The sequence below is a fragment of the Gemmiger formicilis genome (assembly GCF_016900095.1).
In the GTDB taxonomy this organism is placed as follows: Bacteria; Bacillota; Clostridia; order Oscillospirales; family Ruminococcaceae; genus Gemmiger; species Gemmiger formicilis_A.
Window position 1 is genome coordinate 135,495 of sequence record NZ_JACJJP010000003.1, and the last position, 21,695, is coordinate 157,189.

20 protein-coding genes and 1 other RNA gene are annotated in these 21,695 nt (G+C 61.9%); 4 read left to right on the top strand and 17 right to left on the bottom strand.

Features of this window, described 5'->3' with window-relative positions; genetic code table 11:
- The first annotated feature begins 47 nt into the window (after positions 1-47).
- Positions 48-1,061: an alpha-hydroxy-acid oxidizing protein gene (locus tag H6B15_RS02525; RefSeq protein WP_204645725.1), complete on the top strand. Its 1,014-nt coding sequence runs from the start codon at positions 48-50 to the stop codon at positions 1,059-1,061.
- A gap of 108 nt (positions 1,062-1,169) precedes the next feature.
- Here the strand turns inward: H6B15_RS02525 and plsY are convergent, their stop codons facing one another.
- The 8 genes from plsY to H6B15_RS02565 all read right to left on the bottom strand — a co-directional run bounded on the left by plsY (position 1,170) and on the right by H6B15_RS02565 (position 8,556).
- Entirely contained in the window at positions 1,170-1,841 is a 672-nt protein-coding gene (gene plsY / locus H6B15_RS02530) for a glycerol-3-phosphate 1-O-acyltransferase PlsY (RefSeq protein WP_204645728.1), read from the bottom strand.
- Positions 1,842-1,859: 18 nt separating this feature from the next.
- Positions 1,860-3,191, bottom strand: a complete 1,332-nt coding sequence (der, locus tag H6B15_RS02535; RefSeq protein ID WP_204645729.1) for a ribosome biogenesis GTPase Der — start codon at positions 3,189-3,191, stop codon at positions 1,860-1,862.
- A gap of 4 nt (positions 3,192-3,195) precedes the next feature.
- The gene (locus H6B15_RS02540) at positions 3,196-4,536 is read right to left on the bottom strand and encodes a DUF512 domain-containing protein (protein ID WP_204645731.1); all 1,341 of its coding nucleotides are present in this window, start codon (positions 4,534-4,536) and stop codon (positions 3,196-3,198) included.
- 104 nt (positions 4,537-4,640) lie between these two features.
- The gene (gene rpmF, locus H6B15_RS02545; protein ID WP_204645733.1) at positions 4,641-4,829 is read right to left on the bottom strand and encodes a 50S ribosomal protein L32; all 189 of its coding nucleotides are present in this window, start codon (positions 4,827-4,829) and stop codon (positions 4,641-4,643) included.
- A gap of 24 nt (positions 4,830-4,853) precedes the next feature.
- Positions 4,854-5,354: a YceD family protein gene (locus tag H6B15_RS02550; RefSeq protein WP_204645735.1), complete on the bottom strand. Its 501-nt coding sequence runs from the start codon at positions 5,352-5,354 to the stop codon at positions 4,854-4,856.
- Between the two features lie 155 nt (positions 5,355-5,509).
- Positions 5,510-5,914 carry a hypothetical protein gene (locus H6B15_RS02555; RefSeq protein WP_204645737.1) on the bottom strand — a complete coding sequence of 135 codons (405 nt, stop codon included), beginning with the start codon at positions 5,912-5,914 and terminating at the stop codon, positions 5,510-5,512.
- Between the two features lie 39 nt (positions 5,915-5,953).
- The gene (locus tag H6B15_RS02560; RefSeq protein ID WP_204645739.1) at positions 5,954-7,288 is read right to left on the bottom strand and encodes a glucose-6-phosphate isomerase; all 1,335 of its coding nucleotides are present in this window, start codon (positions 7,286-7,288) and stop codon (positions 5,954-5,956) included.
- Between the two features lie 80 nt (positions 7,289-7,368).
- Entirely contained in the window at positions 7,369-8,556 is a 1,188-nt protein-coding gene (locus tag H6B15_RS02565; protein WP_204645741.1) for a D-alanyl-D-alanine carboxypeptidase family protein, read from the bottom strand.
- A 140-nt stretch (positions 8,557-8,696) separates the two neighbouring features.
- On the opposite strand from H6B15_RS02565, the gene mtaB reads away from it, so the two are divergent.
- Positions 8,697-10,007 carry a tRNA (N(6)-L-threonylcarbamoyladenosine(37)-C(2))-methylthiotransferase MtaB gene (gene mtaB / locus H6B15_RS02570; protein ID WP_204645748.1) on the top strand — a complete coding sequence of 437 codons (1,311 nt, stop codon included), beginning with the start codon at positions 8,697-8,699 and terminating at the stop codon, positions 10,005-10,007.
- A 246-nt stretch (positions 10,008-10,253) separates the two neighbouring features.
- The gene (locus H6B15_RS02575; protein WP_204645749.1) at positions 10,254-11,777 is read left to right on the top strand and encodes a 4Fe-4S dicluster domain-containing protein; all 1,524 of its coding nucleotides are present in this window, start codon (positions 10,254-10,256) and stop codon (positions 11,775-11,777) included.
- A gap of 62 nt (positions 11,778-11,839) precedes the next feature.
- On the opposite strand, the gene H6B15_RS02580 is transcribed toward H6B15_RS02575, so the two are convergent.
- From H6B15_RS02580 to H6B15_RS02600, 5 genes are all read right to left on the bottom strand, one after another.
- Positions 11,840-12,325 (bottom strand): 23S rRNA (pseudouridine(1915)-N(3))-methyltransferase RlmH, encoded by a 486-nt coding sequence (locus H6B15_RS02580; RefSeq protein ID WP_204645750.1) that lies wholly within the window; start codon positions 12,323-12,325, stop codon positions 11,840-11,842.
- 9 nt (positions 12,326-12,334) lie between these two features.
- Positions 12,335-13,123, bottom strand: a complete 789-nt coding sequence (locus tag H6B15_RS02585) for an MBL fold metallo-hydrolase (protein WP_204645751.1) — start codon at positions 13,121-13,123, stop codon at positions 12,335-12,337.
- A gap of 14 nt (positions 13,124-13,137) precedes the next feature.
- Positions 13,138-14,421, bottom strand: coding sequence for a UDP-N-acetylglucosamine 1-carboxyvinyltransferase (locus tag H6B15_RS02590; protein WP_204645757.1), 1,284 nt, complete (start codon positions 14,419-14,421; stop codon positions 13,138-13,140).
- A gap of 194 nt (positions 14,422-14,615) precedes the next feature.
- Positions 14,616-16,493 (bottom strand): M23 family metallopeptidase, encoded by a 1,878-nt coding sequence (locus tag H6B15_RS02595; protein ID WP_204645759.1) that lies wholly within the window; start codon positions 16,491-16,493, stop codon positions 14,616-14,618.
- 57 nt (positions 16,494-16,550) lie between these two features.
- Positions 16,551-17,495: an RluA family pseudouridine synthase gene (locus H6B15_RS02600; protein ID WP_243424237.1), complete on the bottom strand. Its 945-nt coding sequence runs from the start codon at positions 17,493-17,495 to the stop codon at positions 16,551-16,553.
- A gap of 111 nt (positions 17,496-17,606) precedes the next feature.
- On the opposite strand from H6B15_RS02600, the gene rnpB reads away from it, so the two are divergent.
- An RNA gene (gene rnpB / locus H6B15_RS02605) (RNase P RNA component class A) lies at positions 17,607-17,983 on the top strand.
- A 55-nt stretch (positions 17,984-18,038) separates the two neighbouring features.
- Here the strand turns inward: rnpB and H6B15_RS02610 are convergent.
- From H6B15_RS02610 to H6B15_RS02625, 4 genes are read right to left on the bottom strand one after another with little or no spacing between them, the layout of a single operon-like run.
- On the bottom strand, positions 18,039-18,287 hold the full coding sequence (locus H6B15_RS02610; RefSeq protein ID WP_204645762.1) for a pro-sigmaK processing inhibitor BofA family protein: 249 nt from the start codon (positions 18,285-18,287) through the stop codon (positions 18,039-18,041).
- Positions 18,275-18,511 (bottom strand): hypothetical protein, encoded by a 237-nt coding sequence (locus H6B15_RS02615; protein ID WP_204645763.1) that lies wholly within the window; start codon positions 18,509-18,511, stop codon positions 18,275-18,277. The genes H6B15_RS02610 and H6B15_RS02615 overlap by 13 nt, the downstream gene beginning before the upstream one ends.
- Positions 18,512-18,530: 19 nt before the next feature.
- Positions 18,531-20,006 carry a stage IV sporulation protein A gene (spoIVA, locus tag H6B15_RS02620; protein ID WP_204645765.1) on the bottom strand — a complete coding sequence of 492 codons (1,476 nt, stop codon included), beginning with the start codon at positions 20,004-20,006 and terminating at the stop codon, positions 18,531-18,533.
- A 21-nt stretch (positions 20,007-20,027) separates the two neighbouring features.
- Positions 20,028-21,581 carry a DUF3794 and LysM peptidoglycan-binding domain-containing protein gene (locus tag H6B15_RS02625; protein WP_204645768.1) on the bottom strand — a complete coding sequence of 518 codons (1,554 nt, stop codon included), beginning with the start codon at positions 21,579-21,581 and terminating at the stop codon, positions 20,028-20,030.
- Between the last annotated feature and the right edge of the window lie 114 nt (positions 21,582-21,695).

Here is a 21,695-nt window from a genome sequence, read left to right on the forward strand (position 1 = left end):
TAGTATAGAACCAGGTGAAAACCATACCTGAAAGGGAGATGTTGGCAATGACATATCAGGATATTGCGGAGCAGGCACGGGGACAGATGGGCCCCTGCAAGGCCTGCGCCGTGTGTGACGGACGGGCCTGCCGGGGAACCATTCCCGGCCCCGGCGCCAAGGGCGTGGGCGACTGCGCCATCCGCAACTACGCGGCCTGGCAGGCCATCCATGTGAACATGGACACCCTGTGCGAGCCCGGCACCCCGGACACCAGCTGCACCATGCTGGGACATACCTTCAAGGTGCCGGTGTTTGCGGGGCCTGTGGGCGCCGTGCAGCTGCATTACGGCACCAAGTACGACGACCTGGCGTACAATGACATTCTGGTACCCGCCTGCCGGGATGCGGGTATCCTGGCCTTCACCGGCGACGGCACCAACCCCGCCGTGATGGAAGCGGCCTGCCGGGTCATCGGGGCCAATGCCGGGTTCGGCGTGCCCACCGTCAAGCCCTGGGATGCCGCCACCGTGGCCAAGAAGATGGCCCTGGTCCGGGAATCCGGTGCCTTTGCGGCCGCCATGGACATCGACGCCGCCGGTCTGCCTTTCCTGAAGAATCTGGACCCGCCCGCCGGCAGCAAGACGGTGGAGCAGCTGAGCGAGATCATCCGGGATTCCGGCGTGCCCTTCATCGTCAAGGGCGTCATGACCGTCAAGGGCGCCGAGAAGGCCGTGCAGGCCGGCGCCACCGGCATTGTGGTTTCCAACCACGGCGGCCGTGTGCTGGACGGCACCCCCGCCACCGCCGAGGTTCTGCCGGAGATTGCCAAGGCTGTTAAGGGCCGTGCGCTGATTCTGGTGGACGGCGGCATCCGCACCGGACTGGATATCTTCCGTGCCCTGGCTCTGGGTGCCGACGCGGTGCTGATTGCCCGCCCCTTTGTCACCGCCGTGTACGGCGCCGGTGCCGAGGGCGTGAAGGCCTATGTGGATCAGCTGGCCGCCGAACTGGCCGACACCATGGCCATGTGCGGCGCCAAGACCCTGGCCGACATCACCCCGGATATGGTCCGGCTGTAACGAGTATCGTACATAAAAAGCCCCGGGCTGCTTTGGCAGCCCGGGGCTTTTGCTTTATCTCTTTGTATCAGCGGGTTGCAGACCGCCGCAATACAGTCCGCCGCCGGATTACTTTTCGTCGGATTCTTTCTTTTTCTGGCCGAAGCGATATTCGGTCCCGTTGCGCAGGCGCTGGATGTTGGACCGATGCATGTAAATGACCATGGCCGCCATGATGACGCTGCAGACAAAGATAAACACCAGGTTGGGCACGTCCGCACCGTGCCAGGCCCAGAAGCAGAGCGTCAGGATGGGGTACACCGCCGCAATGATGATGCTGCCCAGGGAGACGATGCGGGTGATGGCAAATTCGATGAGGAAGATGACCACCAGCATCAGGAAGACCAGGGGCTGCAGCGCCAGGATGGCACCGCCGCACACCAGCACCCCTTTGCCGCCCTTGAAGCCGAACCACACCGGCTTCATATGGCCGATGCAGGCAAAGATGGCCGCCAGATAGGCCCCGCAGGCGGGGTCCAGCTTGGGCACCAGGGCGGTGAACAACCATTTGCCGATGAACACCGCCGCGGCGCCCTTGGCCACATCGCCGATGGCGGTGGCCGCGCCGGGCAGTTTGCCGTAGGTGCGCAGCATGTTGGTCATGCCGGCACTGCCGCTGCCGTGGGTCCGCACATCATCACGGCAGAGCAGGCGGGAGATCAGAATACCGAAGACGATGCTGCCCAACAGGTAGCCTTCCAAAGCCACCAGCACGACAGCCGCTATAAGATGAAGAGTCATGATTCCTTCCCCTTTCGCTTATCGGGCCGACCCGTCGCCGTGTTCACGCACAAGCATGCGCACCGGCGTACCGGTCAGGCCGAAGTTTTCACGGATCTGGTTTTCGATATACCGCTGATACGAGAAGTGGAACAAGGCCCGCTGGTTGACAAAGCAGACGAATGTCGGCGGGCGGGTGGAACTCTGGGTGATATAGAAGATCTTCAGGCGCTTGCCCTTGTCTGAAGGCGGCTGTACCCGCGCCGTGGCCCGGGCCAGCATTTCGTTGAGGGCACCGGTGGGAATGCGGGTGCCGTTCTGCACATCCACGTAGTGGATGGTCTCGAACAGCTTGTCGATGCGCTGGCCGGTCTTGGCGCTGATGAAGATGATGGGGGCATAGGACATGAAGCTGAAGGATTCTTCCAGCTCCTTGCGCATACGGTCCATGGTGTAGGTGTCTTTTTCCACCGCATCCCACTTGTTCACCGCAATGATGCAGCCCTTGCCCTGTTCGTGGGCGTAACCCGCCACCTTGGAGTCCTGTTCGGTGAAGCCCACGGTGGCGTCGATCATGATAACGCAGACCCGGCTGCGCTCCACCGCGGCCAGGCTGCGCAGCACGCTGAACCGCTCCACGCCGCTTTCCACCTTGCCCTTCTTGCGCAGGCCGGCGGTGTCGGTGAAGATGAACTTGCCGTACTGGTTTTCCACCTCGGTGTCGATGGCGTCCCGGGTGGTGCCCGCCTCATTGGCCACAATCAGGCGGTCTTCGCCCAGAATGTGGTTGATCAGGCTGGATTTGCCCACGTTGGGGCGGCCGATGACCGCCACCGGAATGCGGTCCTCGTCCTCCTGCTCCTCCTCCGAGAAGTCCAGGTGGGCGCAGACGGCATCCAGCAGGTCGCCGGTGCCATGGCCGTGCACGCCGGAAACGGGCACCAGTTCTCCCAGACCCAGGGCGTAGAAGTCGTATAGCTCCATGGGCGGGTCGCCGATCTTGTCGCACTTGTTCACGGCCAGCACCACCGGCTTGCCGCTGCGCATGAGCATGGAAGCCACCTCGTGGTCCTGGGGAGTCACCCCGGCCCGCAGGTCGGTGACCATGACGATGCAGTCGGCGGAATCAATGGCCATCTGGGCCTGCTGACGCATGTGGGCCAGAATGCCGTCGTCGATGCTGGGCTCGATACCGCCGGTATCCACCAGCAGGAACTTGTGGCCGTTCCATTCGCAGTCGCAGAAGATACGGTCCCGGGTAACGCCGGGGGTATCCTCCACAATGGCGATGCGCTGGCCGGTGAGTTTGTTGAAGATGGTGGACTTGCCCACGTTGGGGCGGCCCACGATGGCCACGATCGGTTTTGCCATGTGGTCATTCCTCCTTTGGCTTGTGGGGGGCGGATTTGAGCATCCGTACCCCCAGGTAGGCGCGGCAGCTGCCCGCGCCGTCGGTGGGGATCACCACCACCCGGCAGCCCAGGGCTTCGCCCAGCTGTTCGGGGGTGATGTCGTCGAGGAAGCGGTCTTCCTCATCCTGCAGCATGACTTCGGGCACGGCCAGGATGTGCCCGCTGAGTTTGCCGCGGCATTGGTCGATGATATCGGTGGCGGTGACCAGGCCCGCCACGCTCACGTTGCCGCCGAAAAAGCGGTTTTCGATGGCATGGACGGTGATATGCACCCCGGGATACCGGCGGTGGGTCTCCTGGGCCATCTGCTCAATGAGCGGGGCCGCCAGGGTGCCGGTGACCACGTCAAACCGGCGGGGCAGCACCAGACGGCGGGGCTTGGCCAGCTCTTCCAGGAAGGTATCGTGGTACCGCCGCCACATGCCCACGCCGTCCTCCAGCTGGGCGAAATCGTCGTAGAACTCGGTGGGCGGGATCTCCCGTCCGGCGGTCAGATACCATTCGTCGCTGGGATAGACGATGCTGCGGCCGTACTGCTGGCGGCAGCGGCGGCTGTACTCTTCCAGGATGTCCAGGGTTTCCCCGGCCGTCCTGGCGTCGTAGGCAGTCAGCTTGAACAGCTTGTCCCGGTAATCGGTGATGCCCGCAGGCACCGCTGCAATGCTGCCCACATGGGGCCGCAAAGCCAGCAGGTCATCCAGGGTGCGGCGCAGTTCGTCCCCGTCGTTGATGCCCCGGCAGAGCACCAGCTGACAGTTCATCTCGATGCCGCCCTTGGCGAACATATCCAGATACCTAAGGGTATCGGCGGCTTTCTTGTTGGCCATCATCCGCACCCGCAAAGCCGGGTTGGTGGTGTGCACCGAAATGAAGATGGGGCTGATGTGCATCTTGATGATGCGCTCCACTTCCCGTTCGGACAGGTTGGTCATGGTGATATAGTTGCCGTACAGAAAGGACAGGCGCTCGTCGTCATCCTTGAAGTAGAGCGGCGCCCGCATACCCGGGGGAAGCTGGTCGATGAAGCAGAACATGCAGTGGTTGTCACAGCTGTGCTTTTCATCCGCCAGATAGGTCTTGAAGTTGCAGCCAAAAGGCTCGTACTGGTCCTTTTCTACCGGGATATCCCGCTGTTTGCCCCCCTCACAGACGGTGAGGGTGAACCGCTCGGAGGCGGTGTAGAACTGATAGTCCAGGGCATCGCACAGAGGGTTGCCGTCAATGGCCATGAGCAGGCATCCGGCGCCCAGGCCCAGGCGCTGGGCCAACGAGTTTTCGTCCACGCTTTGAACGACCAACGGCATCTTTCATTCCCCTTTCGGTCCTTGGTACTGGTAGTATACCACGAAAATACGCAAAGAAAAAGAGGGGGCACTGTTGCCCCCTCCCCTGCTTTGAAAAAATCCGCTCAGGCTTCCTTGTTGACCTTAACGACTTCACGGCCTTTGTAGTAGCCGCACTTGCCACAAACCTGATGGGGCACCGTCAGCTCGCCGCACTGAGGACATTTCACCAGCGTAGGCGCTTCCAGCTTCCAGACATTGGAACGGCGCTTGTCGCGGCGGGCTTTGGACTGCTTTCTCTTAGGGACTGCCATTTTATCGCACCTCCTTGGTGAATTTCAACTAAGCAGTTGTTTTAATATGCTAAGCCTTGCATCCACAGGGGCGGCTTCGGCCGCCACTTGGCAGGCACAGCCTTCCGCTTTTCTTTTGCCGCAGATGGGGCATAGACCTTGGCAATCGGGGCTGCACAGCAGCACCCGCGGGACCTCGAAGATCAGTTCCTGATAGGCGAGTTCCCGCAAATCCAGTTGACCCTGGTCATCCAGCGGCAGCTCGAAGTCGATATCATCGAGATCGCGCATGCGCACCAGATATTCCCGGGTGAAGTCATAAGATTCATGCACAGGCGCCAGACAACGCGCACATTCGGCCTCAATGTTGGCCTTGACGTGCAGTGTCATGACCGCGCCTTCCTGGGTGGGATGGGCGGTAAACGCACATTCCAGCGGGTCGGGCACGCGGAAACCGTCCCAATCAGCCGCCGACAGATCGGCGGAAAACTGCGTTGCATAGGGGGTTTTCGCGCTTTGCAGAAAGTTTCGAATATCGAATTGCATACTTCACCTCAAAAGGTCGCTTATCTAGTATACACAAGGAAGGGGGGCTTGTCAACCAAAATCTGCAAAAAACCGCAAGAAATTGTTTTTTCGCCCTTTCCTACCACAAGAAAAGGGGCGGTGCCCCGAAAGGACCGCCCCATCCGCACTGCGGTTTACAGATACTTTTTGATGCCTTCGGGCAGATCTTCCACGTTGGCGGAAACGGTAACCACCACTTCCACGTTGTTGGCGGTGATCTTGTCGATTTCGGCCAGGACCTTGGTGGCCTGCTCCATGTCGTGGTCCACAACCTTCAGAATGCCGTCGATGAACAGCTCGGTGATGTCGTAGTTGCCGGCCAGAACGCCTGCAACGAAGCCGTAGAACATCTCGGCACCCTTGATGTCGTACTCGTCCACATCCAGAAGACGGGCCTTGTGATTGATCTCGGTGGTGAGCTTCATGGACTTTTCGATAACGACAATGTTGCCGGCCGAAGTGCGGGTGGCCTGGTCGATCATGTCGATGAGGGTCTTGGTCTTGCCGGAGCCTTTGGCGCCTACGATGAGTTTGATCATAAGAGTGTGCCTCCTTAAAAGTAGTCGGGGAAATTATCCTCAGCCGTTGAGCTTGGCTTCCAGCTCAGCTTTCTGAGCTTCGTAGCCGGGCTTGCCCAACAGCGCGAACATATTCTTCTTGTAGCTTTCCACGCCGGGCTGGTCGAAGGGGTTGACCGACAGCAGATAGCCGGACACGGCGCAGGCCTTCCAGAAGAAGTAGATCAGGGCGCCCACGTTGTAGGCATCCAGGCTGTCCACTTCGATGACGCCCAGGGGCACGCCGCCGTCGGTGTGCGCCAGGATGGTGCCTTCCATGGCCTTGCGGTTGACCACCGACATATTCTGGTTGGCCAGGAAGTTCAGGCCGTCGAAGTTGCCTTCCAGTTCGGGAATGTAGAAGTCCTCGCGGGTGTTCTTGATGTCCACGTAGGTCTCAAACATCACCCGGCTGCCGTCCTGCAGGAACTGGCCCATGGAATGCAGGTCGGTGGAGAAGATGCAGGAAGTGGGCATCAGGCCCTTCTGGTCCTTGCCTTCGCTCTCGCCGAACAGCTGCTTGTACCATTCATTCATCATGGTGAAGTCCGGCTCAAAAGCGGCCAGGGTCTCCACCTTCTTGCCCTTGCGGTACAGGATGTTGCGGGTCATGGCGTAACGATAGGCATCGTTGTCCATGCTGCAGACGCCGAACTGCTCCCGGGCGTCGGCGGCGCCCTTCATCAGAGCGTCAATGTCGATGCCGGCGCAGGCGATGGGCAGCAGGCCCACGGCGGTGAGCACCGAATAACGGCCGCCCACGTCGTCGGGGACCACGAAGGTGGGCCAGCCCTGGGCGTCGGCCAGCTGCTTCAAGGTGCCGCGGGCACGGTCGGTGGTGGCGTAGATGCGCTTGTTGGCCTCCTCGGGACCGACGGAATCTTCCAGCAGCTTGCGCAGCACACGGAAAGCCAGGGCGGTCTCGGTGGTGGTGCCGGACTTGGAAATCACGTTGATGGAGAAGCGCTTGCCCTTGGTCATATGAATGATGTCATTCAGGGCCGTGGGAGAGATGGTGTTGCCGCAGAAATAAATCTTCAGACCGTCTTCGGTCTCGTTATGGAACTGGCCCTTGACGGCCTCCACCACGGCGCGGGCGCCCAGGTAGGAACCGCCGATACCGGCGACCAGCAGCACATCGGAATCGGAACGGATCTTCTCCGCCGCCTGCTTGATTCGGGCGAATTCCTCTTTGTCATAATTGACAGGCAGGTCGAGCCAACCCAAGAAATCATTGCCTGCGCCGGATTTCGTCTCCAGCTGGCGATGGGCGAGCTCGACCTGCGGAAAGATAGCGTCATATTCTTCAGGACGGATAAATTTTGCCAGATGTTTGCCATTGTATTTGACACTCATCGTTAGCTCCTCCTTTGATTGTTAGTAATTCCATGATACCGTTTTGCAACAACCTTGTCAAGCTTTGGTGGTGCGGCTTTTCATTGCTTTTGCACAAAATTTTCACCCTGCGGAATGAGCGACTGGGCAAGCCTGCCAAGGCAGAAGCCAAAACTGCGCGCCGCTACGTCACCCGCTGCCACAATGGGACAGGTGGTGAGCAAAACATCATTGTTGAAAATTTCCATCGTGCCGATCTGCTGTCCGGCTGTGACCGGCGCTTCCACGGCGGCGGGCAGGGTGATTTGCGCCCGCAGTTCCCCGATCTCGCCACGGGGCATCAGATAGTTGCCCGGCGCAGTGTATTCCAGGGATACCTGTTCGGCCACACCATGCTGCACCGGCAGGGTCTCCACCGTATCTTCCGGCATGGGCACGGTCAGGCTCTGGTAGTTGGCAAAGCCATAATCCAGCAGCGCGGTGGCGGCGTCAAACCGGTCCTGCCCCGAAGCGGACCCCAGCACCACCGCAATCAGCCGCAGCCCGTCCCGCTGGGCGCTGGCGCTGATGCACACCCCCGCTTTGCCGGTGGTTCCGGTTTTCAGCCCGGTGATGCCGTTATAGCTTTTCAGCAGCTTGTTGGTGTTGATGAGCTGGGTGGCCCCGTCCCGCAGGGTATCCATCCAGATCATGCAGTAATCCTCCACTTCGGTGTGGTGGAGCAGCATCTCCCGGCTCATGGTGGCCACGTCCCGGGCGGTGGACAGATGCCCGTCGGTGTCCAGACCGCAGGCGTTCTCAAAGTGGGTGCCGGTCATACCCAGTTCGGCAGCCTTTTCGTTCATCATGGCCACAAAGGCGGGCTCACTGCCGCCCACGTATTCGGCCACCGCCACGGCGGCGTCGTTGGCGCTGGAAATGCAGATGGCTTTGAGCATGTCGTTCAGGGTCATCAGCTCCCCGGGTTCCAGCCAGATCTGGCTGCCGCCCATGCTGTAGGCATGTTCGGACACAGGGACATAATCCTCCAGGGAAATCTTGCCCGCTTCCAGGGCCTCAAAGGTCAGCAGCAGGGTCATCACCTTGGTGATGGAGGCAATGGGCCGCTGCTCGTCGGCGTTTTTCTCATACAGGACTGTGCCGGTGTCCTCATCGATCAGGATGGCTGCCTGACAGGGCACATCAAAGTCGGCCGCGGTGGCGGGCACGATCTCCTGTGCCAGCGCCGCCGGGGCCGATGCCAGGACCAGAACCAGGCACAGCATCAGGCACACAAGCCGTTTTTTCATGGCGGAAGCCTCCCCTTTTGCAAAACTCTTGCCCTATCCTATGCGGTGCGACGGCGGAATATGGCTGCTTGTGCTTTCGGCCGTTTGCCTTTATAATAGTAGAATCAGATTACTTTCGAGCAAAAAGGATGGACCAAACTATGCGCGTCAGCTTTTATACCCTTGGCTGCAAAGTCAACCAGAACGAGACCGGTGCCCTGGCACAACTGTTTGAGGCCAGCGGATATACCGTGGTCGAAACCGGCGAGGCCGCCGACGTGTATGTGGTCAACAGCTGCACCGTGACCAACTTCGGCGACCAGAAAAGCCGCAAGTGGCTGCGCCGCCAGAAGCGGGAGCATCCCGGCGCCGTGACCGTGCTCACCGGGTGTTATCCCCAGGCATTCCCGGAGGAGGCCGCCGCCATCGCCGAAGCGGACGTGGTGACCGGTTCCGGCAACCGTCACGCCATTTTGCAGGCGGTGCAGCAGGTGCTGGACGGCACCGCCGAACGGGTGGTGGACATCCGTCCCCACCAGAAGGGCGAAAAGTTCGAGGAGCTGCCCATGGACCGGTTTGCGGAACACACCCGGGCTTTTGTGAAGGTGGAGGACGGCTGCAACCGCCGCTGTGCCTACTGCGTCATTCCCCGGGCCCGGGGTCCGGTGCGCAGCCGGGCGGAAAGCAGCATTCTGGACGAGCTGCACCGTCTGGTGCAGGCCGGTTACCGGGAGGTGGTTCTCACCGCCATCAGCCTGCCCAGCTACGGCACCGACACCGGCACCGGGCTGGCTGAACTGGTGGAGCATGCGGCGGCGGTGCCGGGCATCGACCGCATCCGGCTGGGCAGTCTGGATCCGGACATGCTCACCGATGAGGATATCCGCCGTCTGGCCGCCGTGCCCCAGCTGTGCCCCCAATTCCATCTGAGCCTGCAGAGCGGCTGCGACAAGACCCTGCGGGCCATGCGCCGCCCCTACACCACCGCCCAGTACACCGAAGTGGTGCGCAAATTGCGGGAGGCTTTCGGCGCTGACGAGCTGAGCCTGACCACCGATGTGATCGTGGGATTTCCCGGGGAGACCGAGGAGGACTTTGAGAAGAGCATGGAATTTGTGACCGGGCAGCGGTTCCTGAAGGTCCATGTTTTCCCCTACTCCCGCCGTTCGGGCACCCCGGCCTATGATTTTCCCGATCAGATTCCCGAGCACGAGAAGGAGGCCCGCAGCCGCCGCATGAGCGAGGCGGTGGAAGCCGTGCGGGCCGAGGAGGCCGCCGCCATGCAGGGCCGCAAAGCCGAGGTTCTGCTGGAGACGCCTTTGTCCGCCACCCTGTTTACCGGGTACACCAAGCAGTATCTGCCGGTGGCGGTCACCGCCCCGGGGCACAAGAGCGGTGACATCGTGACCGTGACCCTGGGCGAATGGGACGGTCAGCGCAGCAAGGCCGTGGCCGAAACACCCGACGCCTGATCGTTTTTTCCTGCTTTCAGGGCAGGGCCGTGGTCTGCGGCCCTGCCCTTTTTCTGTGCAGGCGACGAATGCAGCGAATGTTTCCTGTCATTTTGGTGTTTTCCCTGCCAATTTTGTGTTTTCCCCTTGCCAAACGCGGCGGTTCTTGGTATATTTTTAACAGGAGCCACATGTTCGATAAAAGCGCGGGAAAAGGTGTGTTTTTCCGTGCGCTCCCAAAATGCGTATTAAGGAGAGTAAAGCGCAATGAGAGGCATTTATACCCCGGTTACCGACATTCGGCGCAAGGTTTTTACCGAAGTTGCCCGGATGGCTTACGAAGTTTCCGACAAACAGGACATCGACTACCTGATGCGGGAACTTCCGTATGAGATCATTCCCGGCGAGGAACGCTCGCTGCGCAGCAGCATCTTCCTGGAGAGAGCCATCGTGTCCGAACGCATCCGTCTGGCCATGGGCCTGTCCCTGCGCCCGCTGGATGAGAGTGTGTCGGCCAGCGAAGGTCTGGACAGCATCATCACGGCGGACAAGTACTATGAGCCGCCCCTGATCAACGTGATCAAGTACGCCTGCAACAAGTGCCCCGAAAAACTCATCAAGGTCACTTCCCTGTGCCAGGGCTGCCTGGCTCATCCCTGCCAGGAAGTCTGCCCCAAGAAGGCCATCAGCTTCCGCAACGGCAAGAGCCACATCGACCAGAGCCTGTGCGTCAAGTGCGGCCGCTGCGTGGCCACCTGCCCCTACAACGCCATCGTGCGTGTGGAGCGCCCCTGCGCCAAGGCCTGCGGCATGGACGCCATTCATTCCGACCAGTACGGCCGTGCCGAGATCGACTACAACAAGTGCGTGAGCTGCGGCATGTGCCTGGTCAACTGCCCCTTCGGCGCCATTGTGGACAAGGGCCAGATCTTCCAGCTGATTCAGTCCATCAAGCGCGGCGACCGGGTCATTGCCATCGTCGCCCCCGCCTTCGTCAACCAGTTCCCCGGCGTCACCCCCGCCAAGCTGCGTGAGGCCATGAAGCTGCTGGGCTTTGCCGGCATCTCCGAAGTGGCCATCGGCGCCGACCTGTGCACCATCGACGAGGCTAAGGACTTCATGGAAGAAGTACCCTCCAAGCATCCCTTCATGGGCACCTCCTGTTGCCCGGCCTGGAGCGTGATGGCCAAGAAGCTCTTCCCCGAATATGCCGACTGCATCAGCATGACCATGACTCCCATGGTGCTGACCGCCCGCCTGATCAAGAAGGACGACAAGAACGCCCGCATCTGCTTCATCGGCCCCTGCGCCGCCAAGAAGCTGGAAGCCAGCCGCCGTTCTGTGCGCAGCGAAGTGGACTTCGTGCTGACCTTTGAAGAACTGATGGGCCTGTTTGAAGCCAAGGAAATCGACTTCAGCTCTCTGCCCGACGACCCCAACGACAACTTCGACGAAGCCAGCGGCGACGGCCGCGGGTTCGCGGTTTCCGGCGGCGTGGCCCAGGCTGTGGTCAACGTCATCAAGAAGCTGGATCCCGACCGGGAAGTCAAGGTGGCTTCGGCCCAGGGTCTGGCGGAATGCCGCAAGATGATGATGATGGCCAAGGCCGGCAAGTACAACGGCTACCTGCTGGAAGGCATGGGCTGCCCCGGCGGCTGCATTGCCGGCGCCGGCACCCTGGCCGACCCCGCCCGCAGCGCTGCCATGCTGGCCAAGTACAAGACTCAGGCTCCCATGGCCAACCCGCTGGATACCCCCTACCGGGAGAATCTGGACGCGCTGAAGTACTAATCTGCGCCTAATGTAACAGACAAGGACAGCCCCCGCACCGAGAGGTGCGGGGGCTGTTTCGTTTATTTATGGTATTTCATGCCGGCGTTGATGGTGCAGGCGCGGTAGAGCTGTTCGGTGAGCACCAGACGGGCCAGCTGATGGGGCAGGGTGATGCGCCCCAACGAAATCCGGGCCTGGGCCGCCGCCTTGACCTGGGGCGAAAGGCCGTGGGAAGACCCGATGAGAAAGGCCATGTTCCCTGCCCCGCTGTTGGCGCGGTCGGCGATCATGGCGGCCAGCTCCTCGCTGGAAATCTGGCGGCCTTCCACGCACAAGGCCACTATGTAGGCGCCTTTGCGCACCGCCGCCAGCATAGCCTTACCCTCCTTGTCCAGGGCTTTTTCGATCAGGGCCGGGCTGGGGCTGCGGTCGGACACCGGGGCTTCGGGCAGCTCGATGATACGGAAATGGCAGAAACCGCCCAGGCGTTTCTGGTATTCGGCCACCCCCGCCGCAAAGTAGGCGGCATTGAGCTTGCCCACACAGATCAGATCAATATTTTGCATGGGCGGACCTCAGAATTCTATGTAAGCGGAAACTTCGTTGCGGCTCTGTGCCTGAATCAACACGTCCCGCCCGGGCTGCACCCCTGCACTGAGCAGCACGTTGTACACGGTGGTCAGGGCCAGTTCGGGGGTGTTGTTGGTTTGGCTCAGATGACACAGGGCGAACTTCTTGCAGCCGTCCTGGATCAGGTCCAGCACCGCTGCGGCGCAGGCGCGGTTGTCCAGGTGACCGCGGTCGCTGGCAATGCGGACCTTGAGGTAATAGGGATAGGGCCCGCCATGAAGGCTGAAAGCGTCGTAGTTGGCTTCCAGGGCCACCAGGTTGCAGCCGGCCAGGTTTTCGGCCACCACCGGGGTCAGTTCTCCCAGGTCGGTGGCCAGGGCCATGACATGGTTATCCGGGGTGCGGATGCGATACCCGCAGCAGGGCACGTCGTGGCTGGTGGGGAAAGACTTGACCGTAAAGCCGCCGATCTCCTCGGTGCGGCCGTCGATGGCCACCGCGTCGATGGCCGGGGGCAGGGTTCCCCGGGATTCCAGCATATCCAGAGTGGCGGCGCTGGAGAAGACCGGCACATTGTAGTGCTTGAGGAAGGTTTCCAGGCCGGCCACATGGTCGGCGTGCTCATGGGTGATGAGGATGCCTTCGCAGTCGGAAACGGCCAGCCCCAGGCTGCTCAAAGCCTTCAGGGTGGTGCGGCAGCTTTTCCCCATGTCGATAAGAAGGTAACGGCCCCGGTGAAGCACCAGGGCGCAGTTACCGGAAGAACCGGAATATAAAGTTGTGAACAAAGCCATGGGCGCGACTCCGATCACATGGCCCGGGTGACCGCATTCACCGGCGTTTCCACCCGGCGGATATCGGCCCCCAGTGCCTGCAGTTTTTCCACGATGTTTTCGTAGCCCCGTTCAATGTGGGCAGTCTCGTCGATCTCGCTCACGCCGTCCGCAGCCAGGGCTGCCATGACCATGGCGGCACCGGCGCGCAGGTCCAGCGCCCGCAGCGGGGCCGGGCTCAGCTTCTTGACCCCCTCGATCACCGCCACCTGGCCGTCCACCTGGATGTTGGCTCCCATGCGGATGAGCTCATCCACATAGCGGAAACGGTTTTCCCAGATGCCCTCGGTGACGATGGAGGTCCCTTCGGCCAGGGTCAGCAGCACCGTCATCAGCGGCTGCATATCGGTGGGGAAACCGGGATGGGGCATGGTCTTGATCTTCAGCGGTTTCAGTGCGCCGGTGCGGCGGATGCGCATGGAGTCGTCGTACTCGGTGACTTCGCAGCCGGCGGCGCGCAGCTTGGCGGTGATGGGTTCCATATGCTTGGGAATCACGTTGTGCAGCAGCACGTCCCCTTTGGTGATGGCCGCGGCCACCATATAGCTGCCCGCTTCAATCTGGTCCGGAATGATGGAGTAGTTGCAGCCGTGCAGCTTTTTGACGCCGCGGATCTTGATCACATCGGTGCCGGCACCGTGAATATCAGCGCCCATCATGTTCAGGCAGTTGGCCAGGTCCACGATGTGGGGTTCCCGGGCCACGTTTTCCAGAATGGTCTGGCCGTCGGCCATGGCGGCCGCCAGCATGGCGTTCATGGTGGCCCCCACCGACACGGTATCAAAGAAAATATGGGCGCCGGTCAGGTGTTCGGAACGAACCCGGATCTGACCGTATTCCACCGAGTCTTCCGCCCCCAGAGCGGTGAAAGCCTTCAGGTGCTGGTCAATGGGGCGAGGGCCCAGATTGCACCCGCCCGGCATGGCCACCTGCCCGGCACCGAAACGGCCGAGCAGCGCCCCCAGGAAATAATAGCTTGCGCGCATCTGGCGCGATAGTTCGTTGGAAACCTCGGTGCAGTTGATATGGGTGGTGTCGATCTCGTAGGTATTCTTGCTGATCATACGGATGCCGGCGCCCAGCTCGCTCAGAATCTGCAGGGAGGCCATTACATCGCTGATGCAGGGCAGGTTTTCGATCAGGCATTTGTCCGCCGCCAGAATGGTGGCAGGCAGAATGGCCACAGCCGCGTTTTTGGCACCGCCGATGACCACATCTCCCGAAAGGGCTTTGCCCCCGCGAATCACAAACTTTTCCAAGTGGTACTCTCCTTTGAGTTTCCGCCTGCAGCCCGGAGCGCACAACCATCGCGCGGGCGCTCAATGACAGGACTGCATTGTTACTTTTTATTATACACCTTGCCGCACGGTTTGAAAAGTGTCGGCCTTATTATTTGCAGGGATTTGGTAAAAACACAGGGCGCGCACAAATTTCTTTAGGCAAGGTAACGGCGTTACATATTACCAAAGAAGTTTCTTGCGCTGACCAGTGTACCGTTCTGGTACATCTCGAAGTGGCAGTGGTTGCCGGTGGAGTTGCCGGTGGAGCCCACATACCCGATGACCTGGCCGCGCTGCACCGCCTGCCCCGCGGAACATCCCAGGGAGGACATGTGGGCGTACAGGGTGCGCCAGCCGTTGCCATGGTCGATGATGACATAGTTGCCGTAGCTGTAGTGGGAGCCGGCCGTGACCACCACGCCGGAATCGGACGCATAGATGGGCGTACCGTACGGCGCACAGATGTCGGCACCCTTGTGGTAGGAGCTCATCCAGCGGCTGACATAGGTGTAGCCGGGCACCGGCCACATCCATTCGCCGGAGCCGTAGGAGGCAGTCATGCCGCTCTTCAGGTGGGTGCCCTTGGTGACGTATTCGGTCACGGGTTCCTTGAGGGTCTCCACCTTGACGATGTTGGCTTCGGTCATGACGCCGTCCACGTATACCAGATCCTGGGTCAGTTCCTGGATTCCGTTTTCGCCGGGGCTGGTTACCACCGTCTCGCCGAAGTCATATTCATCGCTTTCATTAGTGACAGTGTCATAGGGAACCTCAACGGTGTAGGTCTGGCGTTCGATGACCTTCACCTTGAGCAGTTCCGGAGAAGACACGCCGTACACCACCTGTTCCCCTTCCGTCAGAGTCTGGTCCACAGAAGTCAGGTCCGGGTTGAGGGCCGCCAGGGAATCCCAGGAGGTGCCTGTGGAATCCACCACCGTCTGCACTGTGTCGTCGGCACCGGCGGTGTAGGTCATGGGACCGCCGCCTTCGTTCATGGCGGCAAGCACATCGCTGTAGGACATGACGGAATCCAGCAGATAGATCCCGTCCACCAGGGTGATATCATGTACAAAGGCCACCCGACGGTTGGGGTCGGAAGTGTCCTCATAGGGCTGCTTGATGCTTTCCAGATAAGAACGCAGGTGGTCGCCTTCGTTGACGACGAACCGCAGTTCCCCGTCCACATACACGGCGGTGCCTTCGCCGATCTCATCGCTGGATGCGCCCAGGATGGCGTTGGCCACCTCGCTTTCGTTCATGGTGGCGTTGTTCACGGCCAGGGTGTAGGTGGGCGAGATGTTCCACTGCTCGTCCCCCACCGTTTCGCCGGTGGACTGCATGACGCTCTTGGCCGTGTCGATACGGCCCTGCACGTCGTCCCGGGCGTTCTCAAACACCTGCTCATTGGCCACGTACCCCACCGATTCGCCGTCCACGATGACGTTCAGCACGTAATCGTATCCCAGGCCGGTGCGCACCACGTAGAAAAGCCCCACGGCGGCGGCCACCGGCAGCAGGTAGGACAGGGCATTGAGCACCACCGGGAAGTACAGCCTGGCACCCCGCCGGAAATACCGCATCTTCTCCTTGCGGATCTGGCGGGCGCTCTCATCGGGCAGGGCTTCTTCCAGTTCCCCGATATGCTTCAGGCCGGAATGCATCCGGCGGAAAGGTTCGGTGAGGTCTTCCAGCAGGGTGATGAACCCCAGCAGGAAGGGACGCACAATGGTCAGCAGCAGCTGCCCGGCGTGGGATGCCACCACCCGAACCGTCTTTTCCACCCCGCGCACGGCGCAGATGACGGCGTATTCGGCCCAGAACCCGATGAGATACAAAACATCCCCGATAATATGGGCGTGGGGCAGTTTCTGCAGCATATCGGCCGCACGGGCGCGGCGGGCTTTCTTTTTGGTGGTACGGTGCCAGGAACGCACCGTCAGCTTGCAGCGGACACGGTCCAGCCACAAGGCCACCGGACCGGGACCGCGATGCTTTTTGCGGCGGTCCTTTCCGCTGGTCTTGGGCTTTTCCTCAAGTTGCGAAGGCTTCAAAACAGGACTCCTTTCCGCGCCGGTAAGCGCGTACACAGGGAAACACAGGTGATACGTTCACTCCCCGGCCGTTTCGGGTTCGGCCAGCGGTAAATCGGTAAGAACAGCCTGCAAGGCTTGCCCCTGCGGCAGACCGCAGGCCAGGCAGGCCCCGGCAAAATCCGCCGGAGGCAGGCTTTCAAAGCGACGGGGGGTGGCGGCGGGCGGTTCCGCAAAAGCCAGCACCGCACAGTGCAGGGCATGACGTTGCAGAAGCGCATCACTGCCGCCGTACAGGGTATCCCCCGCCAGCGGGTGGCCGATATGGGCCATATGCACCCGGATCTGATGGGTGCGTCCGGTGCGGGGCAGGCAGGCCACCAGGCTGTGGCCGCCCCCTGCCGCCAGCACCAGATAATCGGTACGGCTGGGCTTGCCGTCGGCACGCACACACCTTCCGATGATGGAATCTCCCCGGCGGCCCAGAGGAGCCTCCACACAGCCCGGCCCCGGGGGCATCTCCCCTTCCGCCAGCGCCAGATAGCATTTGCGGGCAGAGGCCGCCAGCAGCGGCGCCGCATAGGCATTCTGGGCCAGCAGCACCAGGCCGCTGGTGTTTTTGTCCAGGCGGTTGGTGGGGCGGAACACCCCGGTGCGGCCGCTTGCCTGCAGATGGTACAGCCAGCCGTTGGCCAGCGTGCCGTCGGTATAATTCAGGGTGGGGTGCACGGCCAGGCCGGCGGGCTTGTCCACCACAGCGGCGAAATCACTTTCGTACACCAGGGTGAAGGGCACCGGCTGGGGCGTGACCGAGGTGGGCGGTTCGGGCGGCAGGGTGAACCGGATGGTCTGCCCCGCGTGCACCGGCTGGTCGGTATGCAGGGGGGCGTCATCGGCAAAAAAGCCGTCGCCCTGGTGCTTGACCGCCTTGATGCAGGAGGCACTGACCCCTGCCCGGCGCAAAAACACTCCCAGGCGCAGTCCGTCCGCCTGCGGCGGCACCGTAAATACCAGTGACTGCAAGGCGCAGACTGCCCCCTTCCCCATACTTATACGGTTGCCATTATAGCATAAAGCGACGGCTGTTGCAAACCGCTTGCCAAAATTTCAGCGATGTGGTATATTTTAACGGAACGAGTGGAACATACGACGGCGGGACGGCGTTGGCAACAGCGACCGTTCTGAGGAAAGTCCGGGCTTCTCAGAGGCATGACAACTGCTAACGGCAGCCGGGGGTGACCCCAGGGAAAGTGCAACAGAAAGAAACCGCCGCCCTCTGGGCGGTAAGGATGGAAAGGCGAGGTAAGAGCTCACCAGCGCACTGGCGACTTTGCGGCTATGTAAACCCTGTCAGAAGCAACATCCGTATGGGACATATGTGGAAGCCTCGCACGTCCCGGAGATGGCATGACGCCTGCGACCACGTGCCACAGGCGCGGAGCCTTGCGGTGACGCAAGGTCAAGATAGATCGTCGTTTGATACAGAACCCGGCTTACGGTCCAGTCGTTGCAAAAACCGCGCCCGCCAGGAAGGGAAACCTTCCGGCGGGCGCGGTCTTTTTTGTTTCAGATCAGCGGCAGAACCAGCAGCAGGATCACCCCGGGCAGGCCCAGCACGGCGGCCACAAACCCGGTGAACGGGTTCAGGGGCAGGGTTACGCCGGTGTAGGGAGCCAGCAGTGCCACCGCTGCCAGCCCTGCCACACCGCACACCGCCCCTGCCAGCACACTGCGCACCGGATGGGCCCCCACTCCGGCCGCCCGGGCCACCGCCACCAGGCAGATGCCCCCCAGCACCAGCATCAGCGGCGGCAAGGATGCTCACCTCCCCGCAGCTCCCGCAACAGGGCCCGGCAGCGGCATTCCAGCGCCGCGTGCTCATAGATCAGCTGTTCGATGGCAAAGCGGTCCTGGGCCTGCTGGAAAGCCGCATCGTTGGCCCGCAGGTCCCGGTAGGTGCGCCGCAGTTCGGCCACGGCGGCCGCCCGGGCCCGGCGAGCCGACCGTTCCCGGCGTTTTCCGGACAGTAGGGTGCCCATACCATCCCTCCTTCCCAGCTCACAACAGAATACAGATCAGCCCGTCGCACCCTTCGTTGATGATGCGTTCCAGGGTGGTCTGCAGGCGGGACCGGGCCGCCTGGGGCATGTGCAGCAGCTTGGCCTGCAGGCCTTCGTTGACCAGCTCGTTCAGACTCTTGCCAAAGATGTTGGTGCTCCACAGCTTGCCGGGGTCGCTCTCGAAATCCTTGAGCAGGTTGCGGATGAGTTCCTCCCCCTGCTCCTCACTGCCCACGGTGGGCGAAAGCTCGGTGTGAATCACTGCCCGCATGATGTGCAGCGAGGGCGCGCTGGCCGACAGTCGTACCCCGTACTGCCCGCCCTGGCGCACGATTTCCGGCTCTTCCAGCTTGAGTTCATCCAGCCCCGGCATGACGATGCCGTAGCCGGTGGCCTCCACCTGGGCCAGGGCACCCTTGAGCTTTTCGTACGCCCGCTTGGCCCGGGCCAGCTCCACGATGCAGGGCAGAAGGCTGGCTTCGTCCACAATGTCCAGCCCGGTCTGCTCCCCCAGAATCTTGTAGAAGATATCCTGGGCAATCCCCAGGCGCAGACGCACCGTGCCGGTGGACAGGTCCATGCCGGTGAGCACCGCCTCGGTGACATATTCGCAGGAAAGCTGCAGGTTACGCCGGCTCATGTCTCCCATCTTGCGGGCGTTGGATGCCATCTCCAGCAGCGCCCCATACACCGCACTCTGCAGCCAGTGGCCGGGTTCCAGCATGGTGACCCAGGGCGGCATGGTGACGGCGATCTCCCTGATGGGAAACTCGTACAGCAGCTTCTGGAGCACTTCGTCCAGCTTTTCGGCGGAGACCTCCAGGCAGTTGATGGGCACCACCGGGCGGCCGTACTGCTCCTGCAGCTCTTCGGCCAGGGCACGGCTGGCTTCGCTGTCCGGGTCGGTACAGTTGAGAAGAATCAGGTACGGGCGGCCGCTGGCCTCCAACTCCTCCATGATGCGGCGCTCGGCATCCACATAGGCCTGCCGGGGCAGGTCGGCGATGGACCCGTCGGTGGTGACGGCCAGGCCGATGGTGGCATGTTCCCGGATAACCCGCCGGGTGCCGGTTTCGGCGGCCAGATCAAAGGGCACGGCGGTGTCGAACCAGGGGCTTTTGACCAGACGGGGTTCCCCGTTTTCCTCATGGCCCAGGGCACCATCGACCATATATCCCACACAGTCGATGAGCCGGGCCCGGAAGCTGCCGCCCCCGGACAGTTCGATTTCCACCGCCTGTTCGGGAATGAACTTGGGTTCGGTGGTCATGATGGTGCGCCCGGCGGCGGACTGGGGCAGTTCGTCGGTGGCGCGGGCGCGCTGGGCGTCCTGCTGGATGTGGGGCAGCAGCATGAGTTCCGCAAACCGCTTGATAAAACTGCTTTTACCGCTGCGCACCGGCCCCACGACGCCGATGTAGATATCGCCGCCGGTGCGCCGGGCCATGTTCTGGTAGATCTGTTCCTGGGTCACAGGATGGTCCCCCTTTCGTTGTTACAGAGCCGCCGGAATCAGAAGGCAGGCGGCCTGAGTGGTGGTTTCCTGTCCGGCGGCGTCACCGGAGGCGGTCAGGTTGTTGGCGGCGGCCAGGTCCCTGGCCCGGGCGTGGTAGCGCTTGGCAATATCGAAAATCCGTTCCCCGGGCTGGGCGTAGTACAGGTAGAGGGCAGGGCCGTCCCCCTTGTCGGGGAATTCCTCTCCCAGCTCCACGGTCTGGACCACCTCCCGGCTCTGCACATACAGCAGCTGCCCGTGGATGGCCAGCTCGGCCTCCACCCGCATACGGTCGCCGCTGCGGCTGCTGGACACCCGCAGGACACTGACCCCCGCATGCACCACAAAATCGGCGGCCTGGCCGGACCAGGCATCCGGCAGCTGCCAGGTGAAGGGTTTGTCGTAGCAGGTCATCTCTCCCCGGGCGTCGGCAAACAGCACATGGGCCACGCCACGTCCGGTGAGCCGCACCGCAACAGGGTTCTCCTCCCCCTGCACTGTCTGGACCCCGCCCAGGGTGACAAAGCAGCCCCGCACCGTTCCTTCGGGGTCCGGCAGGGCATCCTCCACGCTCACCGGAATGGTGGTGTCCAGATCGGCGGCTTTTTGCAGCAAACGGCAGGGTTCCACGGTGACCTGGGTGTCGCAGAGGGTGGAATAGGCATCCGCCACAGCGGTGTATTCCACCGCCCGCCAGGTCTCGGCGTGGAGTTTCCAGGTCACGGTGAGCATGGGTTCATCGTTGGGGTTGTCGGCGGCGGCCAGGGTGGCCCCCAGCACCTCGCCCCAGCAGCAGCACATGTCCCCTTCCGTCGCGCCGTCCATCTCCACCGTCTGGCGCACCGGCAGTTCCTTCTGCCGCACGGCCAGCTCCTCCGCCCCTTCGGGACGGTAGACCGCTTCCATGCGCAGGATTCCCTGGCAGCTGACCTGACCGGTCTGCACCGTGCAGCTCTGGGAAAGGTAACACCCGCCGATGTCCAGAATGGCCTCCCCCGTGCCGGGCAGCGGGAAGGTGGTTTCGGCGGTGCAGGATTTTTCCACGGCGGCCACCGGCGTGACCCCGCACAGGGTCTGGGCGCGCTGTTCGATACCGCAGTCCGCCAGGGAGGTCAGCAGGTCCCGCTCCTCCAGCTGCAGGGCCGCCACGCACAGGGTATAGGCGCCCCGCAGATCGATGCGGTGCTCGCTCACCGCCCGGCAGTTGCAGTATTCCACCTCGCCCCACAACCGGGCCGGACCGGGCGCATACCGGCCGGCGGGCAGTTCCACCGACTTTTCAAAGGAAAACTTCTGTTCGGTGCGCCACAGCCGGGCGCCGTTTTCGTCCGACTGGTAATACACCGTACACCGCAGGTAGCCGTCCCCTTGCCAGCGGGCCCCCGCCAGATCGTTGTGCATGACCACCGGTTCGATCAGGCACTTGACGATCTTGAACACGGCGGGCAGGTAGTCCGGGATGAGGATCTCGGTTTCCACCGGCAGTTCCAGCCGTGTTTCCCATCGGCCGCCATAGGCGGTGATGGTATTGTTGAACACCTTCAGTTCCATCATGTATGTCCTCCCTTGTGTTGCTTTGGGCTTTCTTGTGCATCTATATGCGCCGGGGAAAGGAAATAGGCATACAACACGGACAAGTTTTTTGGGCAACAAAATACAGGCAAAACA

Coding starts and splice junctions, on each gene's coding strand:
- H6B15_RS02525 (WP_204645725.1), top strand. CDS start 48: ATGACATATCAGGATATTGCGGAGCAGGCACGGGGACAGATGGGCCCC.
- plsY (WP_204645728.1), bottom strand. CDS start 1,841: ATGACTCTTCATCTTATAGCGGCTGTCGTGCTGGTGGCTTTGGAAGGC.
- der (WP_204645729.1), bottom strand. CDS start 3,191: ATGGCAAAACCGATCGTGGCCATCGTGGGCCGCCCCAACGTGGGCAAG.
- H6B15_RS02540 (WP_204645731.1), bottom strand. CDS start 4,536: ATGCCGTTGGTCGTTCAAAGCGTGGACGAAAACTCGTTGGCCCAGCGC.
- rpmF (WP_204645733.1), bottom strand. CDS start 4,829: ATGGCAGTCCCTAAGAGAAAGCAGTCCAAAGCCCGCCGCGACAAGCGC.
- H6B15_RS02550 (WP_204645735.1), bottom strand. CDS start 5,354: ATGCAATTCGATATTCGAAACTTTCTGCAAAGCGCGAAAACCCCCTAT.
- H6B15_RS02555 (WP_204645737.1), bottom strand. CDS start 5,914: ATGATCAAACTCATCGTAGGCGCCAAAGGCTCCGGCAAGACCAAGACC.
- H6B15_RS02560 (WP_204645739.1), bottom strand. CDS start 7,288: ATGAGTGTCAAATACAATGGCAAACATCTGGCAAAATTTATCCGTCCT.
- H6B15_RS02565 (WP_204645741.1), bottom strand. CDS start 8,556: ATGAAAAAACGGCTTGTGTGCCTGATGCTGTGCCTGGTTCTGGTCCTG.
- mtaB (WP_204645748.1), top strand. CDS start 8,697: ATGCGCGTCAGCTTTTATACCCTTGGCTGCAAAGTCAACCAGAACGAG.
- H6B15_RS02575 (WP_204645749.1), top strand. CDS start 10,254: ATGAGAGGCATTTATACCCCGGTTACCGACATTCGGCGCAAGGTTTTT.
- H6B15_RS02580 (WP_204645750.1), bottom strand. CDS start 12,325: ATGCAAAATATTGATCTGATCTGTGTGGGCAAGCTCAATGCCGCCTAC.
- H6B15_RS02585 (WP_204645751.1), bottom strand. CDS start 13,123: ATGGCTTTGTTCACAACTTTATATTCCGGTTCTTCCGGTAACTGCGCC.
- H6B15_RS02615 (WP_204645763.1), bottom strand. CDS start 18,511: ATGGGCACCCTACTGTCCGGAAAACGCCGGGAACGGTCGGCTCGCCGG.
- H6B15_RS02625 (WP_204645768.1), bottom strand. CDS start 21,581: ATGATGGAACTGAAGGTGTTCAACAATACCATCACCGCCTATGGCGGC.